Here is a 7,563-nt window from a genome sequence, read left to right on the forward strand (position 1 = left end):
CTCGTCGGCCGAGCGCGCGACCGTCACGGTGACGCTGACTTCGACTTCCGGATGCACGGCGATGGCGATGCTATGCTTGCCCACGGTCTTGATCGGGGCATCCAGCATGACCTGGCCGCGGCTGATGATGACTTTATCGGCTTCGAAGGAGGCGATGATGTCGCGAACCGTGACCGAGCCGAACAACTGGCCGGTTTCCGACGCCTGGCGCAACACCACGACGTTACGGCCGTCGATCTTCTCGGCAACCTTGCTTGCCTCGGCCTTGGCCTTCAGATTGTTGACCTCGAGCTCGGCCTTCATGCCGTCGAACCTGGCGCGGTTGTCGGCGGTGGCGCGCAGCGCCTTGCCGCGCTTCAGGAGGAAATTGCGGGCAAACCCGTCCCTGACGCGGACCACCTCGCCCATTTGACCGAGCTTGGCAACGCGCTCCAGCAGAATGACTTCCATATTCGTTCTCCTTCAGGTGATGAGTATCGCGGTTTGAGGGATGGGTGATTTCAGGATGCCGGAAGCGGCGGTGGCCTCTTGCGCAAGAAACGTTGGCGAAATCCGAAGACGGCATCGGCAAGTCCAATGGCGACCATCACCAGCATCGACCAGGTCAGCACCGCGACGATGGTGTAAGCGCAGGTCAGCCAATACGCGCGATACCTCAGTGCCAATGTCAGCGTATGCAGCACGGCGAAGCCGACGATGGCGTAAGCCATCATCAAGGCGGTCGCTACAGTCTGCGCGAACAGCGCGGACAGCCCGCCGACAAAGCAGAAGGCGAGGGCGACAGACAATGCGGCGAGCGTCATCGGCGGCATCGCCGTGGTTTTGAGATCCGGCCAGGGCCGGTGCAGCCGTCCGGAAGTCGCGGTGATTTTCGCGGCGAGCCAAAGATTGAGCGTCAGCCTCAACATGGCGGTGATGGTCACCGCGGCCGGCGCGATTGTCACAAAGGCATCGACAATTCGTTCGATATCGGCGCCCGTCGCGGTGTCGCGCGGGCCGAAAAATCGAAGCAGGCCTCGCCGCAGCGTGCCGGTGATAGCCTCCGCATCGCTGCCTAACGTAAGCAGGATCACGATCGCGGTCAGGATGGCAAAGCCGGCGATCCAGAGCAGGATGCGGCCGACCGGATACCATTCCAGCGCGGGCGCCACGGGTGCGGCGCCGTTGCCCGAGCTGAGGCCCGCCGAAACCGGCCGTCCCAGCAAAGCGAGATGACCAAGCCACCAGGCGGGAAGCGCAACGGTGACCGCGAAGCCGAGGCCATGCGACAGGCCAAAGATCGCGCCGAGAGCCGAAGCGGCCGCGATGCCGCCGATGGTCGCCGCGAGCGGACCCCATCCGAGCCCGGCCACCATCAAAGGCAGCGGAGCGAAATAAAGCAGCAGCAACGAGATCAGCGCGCCCGAAAGGATCGAGGCGAACATCAGCGCCGACGCGCAGCCGGCAGCGATAGCAATGGCAAATGTCGCGATCATCAGCTGTCCCGCCCCTTTCGAGCGGTTAGAGGTCTTTGAAAAACCCCAACCATCGGCGACCGGACGACCCGGAAGCCTTATGAAATAGTGCGATCGGCGGCACACATGCCGCCGATCGCAATGACTAGCGAATAACGTAGGGCAACAGACCGAGGAACCGCGAGCGCTTGATGGCGCGCGCGAGTTCACGCTGCTTCTTGGCGGAGACGGCGGTGATGCGGCTCGGCACGATCTTGCCGCGCTCGGACACGTAACGCATCAACAGCTTGGAATCCTTGTAGTCGATCTTCGGCGCATTCGGACCCGTGAACGGGCAGGTCTTGCGGCGGCGGAAAAACGGACGGCGTGCACCAGCTTCAGCCATGATTCCTACTCCTCAATCGCAGCGTCGGCGTCATCGCGCGGCCGGCGCGGACCGCGATCGCCGCGGAAGCCGCCGCCGTCGCGATCGCCACGGAAGCCGCCATCGCGGTCACCGCGGAAACCGCCGCCGCGATCGTCGCGCTCGCGGTCGCGATCGGCCTTGCGCATCATCGCCGAGGGACCTTCCTCGTGCTGTTCGACGCGAACGGTGAGATAGCGGATGACGTCTTCGCTGATCCGCTCCTGCCGCTCGATCTCGGAGACCGCCGCGGAGGGAGCGTCGATGTTCATCAGCACGAAATGGGCCTTGCGGTTCTTGTTCATGCGGTAGGTGAGGGAACGCACGCCCCAGTTCTCGGTCTTGGTGACCTTGCCGCCCGCCTGCGCGACGATGCCGGTCATCTGGGTGGTCAGTTCTTCGACCTGCTGGGTGCTCGCATCCTGACGCGCGAGAAAGACATGCTCATAAAGCGGCATGGGTGTCCTTTCCTGTGTTGACGCGGTTCCCGGCGGCAAGCCCTTCGAGACCTTCGGAAAGGACTCGATAATGCTCAGAAGGCGGGAGCACGGGACGACGGGCCGACTGGCCCTGTCACATCAACATCGCCAAAAAGGTGAGATTGCTGAGACCGTCCGTTCAGCTCCCGGCCGGGATCCACGGATGGCGCGGGTTATAAGGGTTTTCGGGGCCAAGGCAAGCGAAAGCCCAAAGGAAAACGGCCGCTGAAACGGCAGGAAAAAAGCCGGGAACCGCCCGGCGGCTTGACATCACCGTCCCCCGCAGTGTCTTTCGGCGCAAATCTCTAAAGGGATTTGGGACGTTCAGGGAGCGCCGATGACGGCAGCATTCACTTTTCCGGGGCAGGGTTCGCAGGCGGTCGGTATGGGCAAGGCGCTCGCCGAGGCCTTTGCGGCGGCGCGCGCCGTGTTCGACGAGGTCGATGCGGCGCTCGGCGAAAAGCTGACCGCGGTGATCTGGGACGGCCCGGCGGAAACCCTGCAGCTCACCGAAAACGCCCAGCCGGCGCTGATGGCGGTGTCGCTCGCGACCCTGCGCGTTTTGGAGACCGAGGCCGGCTTTTCGGTCGGACGGGATGCCGCCTTCGTCGCCGGGCATTCGCTTGGCGAATATTCGGCGCTGGCGGCGGCCGGCAGCCTCAGCATCATCGACACCGCGCGCCTCTTGCGCATCCGCGGGCTTGCGATGCAGAAGGCCGTGCCGGTCGGCGCCGGCGCGATGGCCGCGCTGCTCGGTCTGGATTACGAGGCGGCGGTGGCGGTCGCCACCGAAGCGGCGCAGGGGCAGGTTTGCCAGGCCGCCAATGACAATGGCGGCGGGCAGGTGGTCGTCTCCGGCGACAAGGCGGCCGTCGATCGCGCGGTGGAAATCGCCAAGGCCAAGGGCGCCAGGCGCGCGATGTTGCTGCCGGTATCGGCGCCGTTCCATTGCAAGCTGATGCAGCCCGCCGCCGATGCGATGGCGAAGGCGCTGGCCGATGTCACGATCAGGCGGCCGGCCTCGCCGCTGGTATCGAACGTGCTGGCGGTGGCGATCACCGATCCCGATGAAATCCGCCGCCGCCTGGTCGAGCAGGTCACGGGCACGGTGCGCTGGCGCGAGTCGGTGGCCTACATGGCGGGCCAAGGCGTCACGCGGTTTTTCGAAATCGGCGCCGGCAAGGTACTGAGCGGGCTGGTCAAGCGCATCGCCGACGGCGCGGTAGGCGTTTCGGTGGGCGGCCCCGGCGATATCGCCGCGGCAAAGGACGCATTGGCGGCTTCGGCGTGAGCGGCCGAGAGGAGATGTGATGTTCGATTTGACGGGGAGGACGGCGCTGGTGACCGGCGCGACCGGCGGCATCGGCGGCGCGATCGCGCAGGCGCTGCATGCGCAGGGTGCGACGGTTTCGATCTCGGGCACGCGCCGCGAGGTGCTGGACGCTGTTGCGGCCAGGCTCGGCGAGCGGGTTCACGTGCTGCCGTGCAATCTCTCTGACAGCACCGAGGTTGAAGCGCTGGTGCCGGCGGCGGAAGCCGCCATGGGCCAGGTCGATATTCTCGTCGCCAATGCCGGCGTCACCCGCGACAACCTGTTCGTGCAATTGCGCGACGAGGACTGGGATGACGTCATCAGGATCAACCTGACCGCGACCTTCCGCCTCGCCCGCGCCGCCACCAAATTGATGATGCGCAGGCGCTTCGGCCGCATCATCGCGATCACCTCGATCGTCGGCGTCACCGGCAATCCCGGGCAGGCCAATTACACCGCATCGAAGGCCGGGATCATCGGGCTGATCAAGACGCTGGGCGCCGAATACGCCAAGCGCAACGTGACCGCCAATTGCATCGCGCCCGGTTTCATCAAGACGCCGATGACCGACGCGCTCAATGACAAGCAGCGTGAGGCGATCCTGTCGAAGGTTCCTGCGGCGCGGCTGGGGACCCCGGAAGATGTCGCCGCGGCGGCGGTCTATCTCGCCTCCAATGAGGCTGCCTACGTCACCGGACAGACGATTCACGTCAATGGCGGAATGGCCATGATTTGAGCCCCTTACCGGCCCGTCGATGCGGCGACAGGCGGTTTGCGATGGCCGCTTGAGGCTTGTAGTCAAGGCTTTGGAAGTATGGTAACCGAACCTGCATCGGATGGGCAAAGAACGCCATTGCAGGATTTTGAATCCCTGTATATTGGCGGGGGGCAACGCCTGCCGTTCGCCGGGACTTAGTCGGCTACGACCGGGCCGAATCAAGACTATGCGCGATTGCAAAGGAAGCTAAACGACCACGATGGCTCGTATCGTCTTGGGGTCGGGTCCAATGGAACAAGCACGAGGTTGAATGATGAGCGAGATTGGCGAGCGGGTTAAGAAGATTGTGGTCGAGCACCTCGGTGTCGAACCCGACAAGGTGGTCGACAATGCAAGTTTCATCGATGACCTTGGCGCCGACAGTCTCGACACCGTCGAGCTCGTGATGGCATTCGAAGAAGAGTTCGGTTGCGAAATTCCCGACGACGCCGCGGAGACGATTTTGACCGTCGGCGACGCGACGAAGTTTCTTGAAAAGAACGCAAAAAGCTGACGCCCCCCGCAGGTGCTGACGAAGCCGGACGGGCCGTTGCCGAACGGTCCCCCGGTTTCTTGTCATGCACCGCGGATATCGGGCCGGAGTTTTTGACATGAGACGGGTTGTCGTCACGGGGCTGGGCATGGTTACGCCGCTCGGCTGCGGCGTTGACACAACGTGGGCGGGTATCCTGGGCGGCCGCAGCGGCGCCAGGAAGATCGAGACCTTCGAAGTCTCGGACCTGACCAGCCGGATCGCCTGCGTGGTCCCGCGCGGCGACGGCACCGACGGCACCTTCAATCCCGACCACTGGATGGAGCCGAAGGACCAGCGCAAGGTCGATGACTTCATCATCTTCGCGATGTGCGCGGCGCGCCAGGCGCTCGACGATGCCGACTGGCATCCCGCGACCGAAGAAGACAAATGCGCGACCGGCACCCTGATCGGCTCCGGGATCGGCGGCCTGTCCGGTATTGCCGATACGGCGATCCTTCTGAAGGAGCGGGGCCCGCGCAAGGTGTCGCCGTTCTTCATTCCGGGCCGCCTGATCAACCTGGCGTCGGGATATGTCTCGATCGAGCACGGCCTCAAGGGTCCCAATCATTCGGTGGTGACGGCGTGCTCGACCGGCGCGCATGCGATCGGCGACGCCAGCCGGCTGATCGCGCTCGGCGATGCCGACGTGATGGTCGCGGGCGGGACGGAATCCCCGATTTGCCGGATCGGCATGGCCGGATTTTGCGCCGCGCGGGCGCTGTCGACCGGCTTCAACGAAACGCCGGAAAAAGCGTCGCGTCCCTACGACCGGGATCGCGATGGTTTCGTGATGGGCGAGGGCGCCGGCATCGTGGTGCTCGAGGAATATGAGCACGCGAAAAAGCGCGGCGCGAAAATCTACGCCGAAGTGGTTGGCTACGGGCTGTCCGGCGACGCCTATCACATCACCTCGCCGGCGCCGGGCGGCGACGGCGGATTCCGCAGCATGGCCGCCGCCGTCAAGCGCGCCGGCATCACGCCGTCGGACGTCGACTACATCAACGCGCACGGAACCTCGACGCTGATCGGTGACGAGATCGAACTCGGTGCGGTGGAGCGGCTGCTCGGCAATGCGGCGTCCAGAGCTTCGATGTCGTCGACCAAATCGTCGACCGGGCATCTGCTCGGCGCGGCCGGCGCGATCGAGGCGATTTTCAGCATTCTCGCGATCCGGGACAACGTCGCGCCGCCGACCATCAATCTCGACAATCCGTCGGTGGAAACGGCGATCGATCTCGTGCCGCATACGCCGCGCAAGCGCGAGATCAATGTCGCGCTGTCCAATTCGTTCGGTTTCGGGGGCACCAACGCTTCCGTGATCGTGCAGCGCGTGGCAAACTAGCAGGTGTTGATATTCACTCCACCGTTTTGCCGTATTCGGCGATGACTTCTAGGTGCGGGCGTGTGCGATTGGCCGGGCAGGGGTTTGTCGGGCCAACGATTGAACCGGCAGGATTCAGGTTGCATCGATGAGTGAGAGGCCGCCCATTTCACCACGGAGCCCGCGCGCGGCGCTGGAGCCCGAGCAGTTGCCGCCGCCGCCGAAGCGGTCGGAACGTGCCCGCAATCCGTTCGTCGTGGTCGGCAATGCCATCATCACCATTCTCGTTATTCTGATGATCGGTGCGGGCACCGTTTATTATTACGGCAGGCAGATCCTGGAGACGCCGGGTCCGCTGCGCGAGGACAAGATCGTCAACATTCCGGCGCGGGCCGGAAAGAGGGACATCGCCGACACCTTGCAGCGCGAGGGCGTGATCGACGTCAATCCCTGGCTGTTCATTGGCAGCGTGCTGGCATTGAAGGCGAGCTCGGACCTGAAGCCCGGCGAGTACGCGTTTCCGAAGAATGCCAGCCTGCGCGACGTCATCGGCACCATCGTCGAAGGCAAGGTGGTGCAGCACGCCGTCACCATTCCCGAAGGCCTGACCTCCGAACAGATCGTGGCGCGTCTTTCCGATAGCGATATCTTCGCCGGAACGGTTCGCGAGATACCGCGCGAAGGCACCTTGCTGCCGGAGACCTACAAATTTCCGCGCGGCACCATGCGTGATCAGGTCGTCCAGCGCATGCAACAGACGCAGAAGCGCGTGCTTGCGGAAATCTGGGAACGCCGCAATCCCGACGTGCCGCTCAAGTCGCCCGAGCAGCTCGTCATCCTGGCGTCCATCGTCGAGAAGGAAACCGGCAAGGCCGACGAGCGCAGCCGCGTCGCCGCGGTGTTCGTCAATCGCCTGCGACAGCGGATCAGGCTGCAGTCCGATCCGACCATTATCTACGGGCTGGTTGGCGGCAAGGGAACGCTGGGCCGGCCGATCAGGCGCTCCGAAATTCAGCAGCCGTCGCCTTACAATACCTATGTGATCGACGGCCTGCCGCCCGGGCCGATCGCCAATCCCGGCCGCGCCTCGCTGGAGGCAGCCGCCAATCCGGCGCGCACCCGCGACCTGTTCTTCGTCGCCGATGGCAGCGGCGGCCACGCCTTTACCGAGACCTACGACCAGCACCAGAAGAACGTCGCCAAGCTGCGCACGATGGAAAAGCAGATCCAGAACGACACCGCCGAACCTGCCGATGACGTGCCGCCGCCGGCCGCCGCGGGCGCACCGGCGGACACCAATCC

At 64.5% G+C, this 7,563-nt stretch carries 9 protein-coding genes; 5 read left to right on the forward strand and 4 right to left on the reverse strand.

Annotated features, from left to right (window positions below; translation table 11 throughout):
* The 4 genes from rplI to rpsF form a co-directional block, all read right to left on the reverse strand.
* Positions 1 to 450: 50S ribosomal protein L9 (rplI, locus tag WCE35_RS10475; protein ID WP_424593267.1), on the reverse strand; the 450-nt coding region annotated here is incomplete at its 3' end.
* A gap of 50 nt (positions 451 to 500) precedes the next feature.
* The gene (locus WCE35_RS10480; RefSeq protein WP_424593268.1) at positions 501 to 1,475 is read right to left on the reverse strand and encodes a DUF2232 domain-containing protein; all 975 of its coding nucleotides are present in this window, start codon (positions 1,473 to 1,475) and stop codon (positions 501 to 503) included.
* A 124-nt stretch (positions 1,476 to 1,599) separates the two neighbouring features.
* The gene (gene rpsR, locus WCE35_RS10485; protein WP_002711478.1) at positions 1,600 to 1,839 is read right to left on the reverse strand and encodes a 30S ribosomal protein S18; all 240 of its coding nucleotides are present in this window, start codon (positions 1,837 to 1,839) and stop codon (positions 1,600 to 1,602) included.
* A 5-nt stretch (positions 1,840 to 1,844) separates the two neighbouring features.
* Complete coding sequence (gene rpsF, locus WCE35_RS10490) at positions 1,845 to 2,315, reverse strand: 30S ribosomal protein S6 (RefSeq protein ID WP_424593269.1); 471 nt, start codon at positions 2,313 to 2,315, stop codon at positions 1,845 to 1,847.
* 358 nt (positions 2,316 to 2,673) lie between these two features.
* Between rpsF and fabD the strand changes: the two genes are divergently transcribed.
* From fabD to mltG, 5 genes are all read left to right on the forward strand, one after another.
* Entirely contained in the window at positions 2,674 to 3,627 is a 954-nt protein-coding gene (gene fabD / locus WCE35_RS10495; protein WP_424593270.1) for an ACP S-malonyltransferase, read from the forward strand.
* Between the two features lie 19 nt (positions 3,628 to 3,646).
* A complete protein-coding gene (gene fabG / locus WCE35_RS10500) occupies positions 3,647 to 4,384 on the forward strand; it encodes a 3-oxoacyl-[acyl-carrier-protein] reductase (RefSeq protein WP_424593271.1) in 738 nt (245 codons plus the stop codon).
* Positions 4,385 to 4,679: 295 nt separating this feature from the next.
* Positions 4,680 to 4,919: an acyl carrier protein gene (locus WCE35_RS10505; RefSeq protein WP_008969609.1), complete on the forward strand. Its 240-nt coding sequence runs from the start codon at positions 4,680 to 4,682 to the stop codon at positions 4,917 to 4,919.
* 97 nt (positions 4,920 to 5,016) lie between these two features.
* Entirely contained in the window at positions 5,017 to 6,282 is a 1,266-nt protein-coding gene (gene fabF, locus WCE35_RS10510; RefSeq protein WP_424593272.1) for a beta-ketoacyl-ACP synthase II, read from the forward strand.
* Between the two features lie 127 nt (positions 6,283 to 6,409).
* Positions 6,410 to 7,563 (forward strand): endolytic transglycosylase MltG (mltG, locus tag WCE35_RS10515; RefSeq protein WP_424593273.1); only part of this gene is annotated, 1,154 nt, incomplete at its 3' end.

The sequence above is a fragment of the Bradyrhizobium sp. genome (assembly GCF_049691595.1).
In the GTDB taxonomy this organism is placed as follows: Bacteria; Pseudomonadota; Alphaproteobacteria; order Rhizobiales; family Xanthobacteraceae; genus Bradyrhizobium.